The sequence below is a fragment of the Acinetobacter albensis genome, assembly GCF_900095025.1.
Lineage (GTDB): Bacteria > Pseudomonadota > Gammaproteobacteria > Pseudomonadales > Moraxellaceae > Acinetobacter > Acinetobacter albensis.
On sequence record NZ_FMBK01000027.1, the window covers coordinates 1 to 1922 of the forward strand.

At 45.8% G+C, this 1922-nt stretch carries 2 protein-coding genes; both read left to right on the plus strand.

From position 1 onward, the window contains the following. Window positions 1–683: methylisocitrate lyase (gene prpB / locus GA0116959_RS14125; protein ID WP_092721205.1), on the plus strand; the 683-nt coding region annotated here is incomplete at its 5' end. A 27-nt stretch (window positions 684–710) separates the two neighbouring features. Further along, window positions 711–1847 (plus strand): bifunctional 2-methylcitrate synthase/citrate synthase, encoded by a 1137-nt coding sequence (gene prpC / locus GA0116959_RS14130; RefSeq protein ID WP_092721206.1) that lies wholly within the window; start codon window positions 711–713, stop codon window positions 1845–1847. Window positions 1848–1922: the final 75 nt, after the last annotated feature.

Consider the following 1922-nt stretch of genomic DNA (forward strand, 5'->3'; position numbering starts at 1 on the left):
TAGATAACGTTTTGGAAGATGTACGCCGAATTACCGAACGTGTCGATACGCCTTTACTGGTCGATATTGATACAGGTTGGGGTGGAGCATTCAACATCGCACGCAGTGTCAAACAAATGATTGCAGCAGGTGCAGCAGCCGTGCATATTGAAGATCAAGTGGCACAGAAACGCTGTGGACACCGTCCCAACAAAGAAATCGTGTCACAGCAAGAAATGGTGGATCGCATCAAAGCAGCCGTCGATGCCAAAACCGATGCCAACTTTGTGGTGATGGCGCGTACCGATGCCCTACAAAAAGAAGGCCTACAAGCAGTGATCGATCGTGCTTGTGCCTGTGTTGAAGCTGGTGCAGATGCGATCTTCGCCGAAGCGATGACGGACATCACCATGTATAAAACCGTCTGTGATGCAGTCGGTGTACCAGTACTGGCCAATATCACAGAATTTGGCGATACACCGTATTACACCACCCAAGAACTGGCTGAGCAAGGCATATCCATGGTGCTGTATCCACTCTCTGCGACTCGTGCCATGCAAAAAGCGGCCCTTGAAGTGATGCATTCAATTCGTAAAGAGGGTACCCAAGTCAATGTGCTAGAACAGATGCAACAGCGTAAAGAACTCTATCAATTCCTTGACTACCACACCTTTGAAAATACACTGGATAAATTATTTAAATAAAACCGTTAAAAATGGAGAAATAAAAAAATGGCTGAAGGAAAAGTACTCACAGGCGCAGGATTGCGCGGACAAGTGGCAGGTAAAACGGCATTATCCACGGTTGGCAAAAGTGGTGCAGGCTTAACCTACCGCGGTTACGATGTCCAAGACCTAGCAGAAAACTGCCAGTTTGAAGAAGTGGCTTACCTCATATTCTTTGGTGAATTGCCAACAGCAGAACAACTGGCCACTTACAAAGCCAAACTCAAATCATTGCGCCAATTACCGCAAGCACTCAAAGAAGTACTGGAGCGTATACCCGCAGATTCACATCCGATGGATGTGATGCGTACAGGTGTATCCATGCTAGGCAACATTGAAACAGAACAATCCTTCGAACAACAACAAGACGTGGCCGACCGCATTTTGGCAACCTTACCGTCCATCATTTGTTATTGGTACCGCTTTAGCCATGATGGCATACGCATTGAAGAAAACACCGATGATGATTCAATCGGTGCACAATTCTTACATTTGCTCCGTGGTGAAAAACCAAACGAACTGCATGAACAAGTGATGAACGTTTCACTGATTCTGTATGCAGAGCATGAATTCAATGCATCGACCTTTACTGCCCGTGTCTGTGCATCGACACTTTCAGACATGCATTCCTGTATTACTGGTGCAATTGGTTCACTGCGCGGTCCATTGCATGGTGGTGCAAACGAAGCAGCGATGGAGATGATTGAAAACTGGGCATCTCCTGAAGAAGCTGAACGAGAAATGCTGGGTAAGCTTGAGCGCAAAGAAAAGATCATGGGCTTTGGCCATGCGATTTACAAAGACAATGACCCACGTAACGATATCATTAAAATTTGGTCTGAAAAATTAGCCAAAGACGTGGGGGATAGCGTACTTTATCCAGTTTCGGTGCGCTGTGAAGAAGTGATGTGGCGAGAGAAGAAATTATTCTGTAACGCAGACTTCTTCCATGCATCGGCTTATCACTTTATGGATATTGCAACCAAACTGTTTACCCCAATCTTTGTGATGAGTCGTGTGACTGGTTGGGCAGCGCATGTGATGGAACAACGCGCAGACAACCGTATTATTCGCCCAAGTGCGGATTATACGGGGCCAGAGTTGCGTAAGGTTGTGCCTATTGAAGCGCGTAGTGCTGCATAAGATGAATCAATGTAAATAAAACCTCTACGGAGGTTTTATTTTTTAGGGATGAGTAATATCGGAGATTCAAGGGTA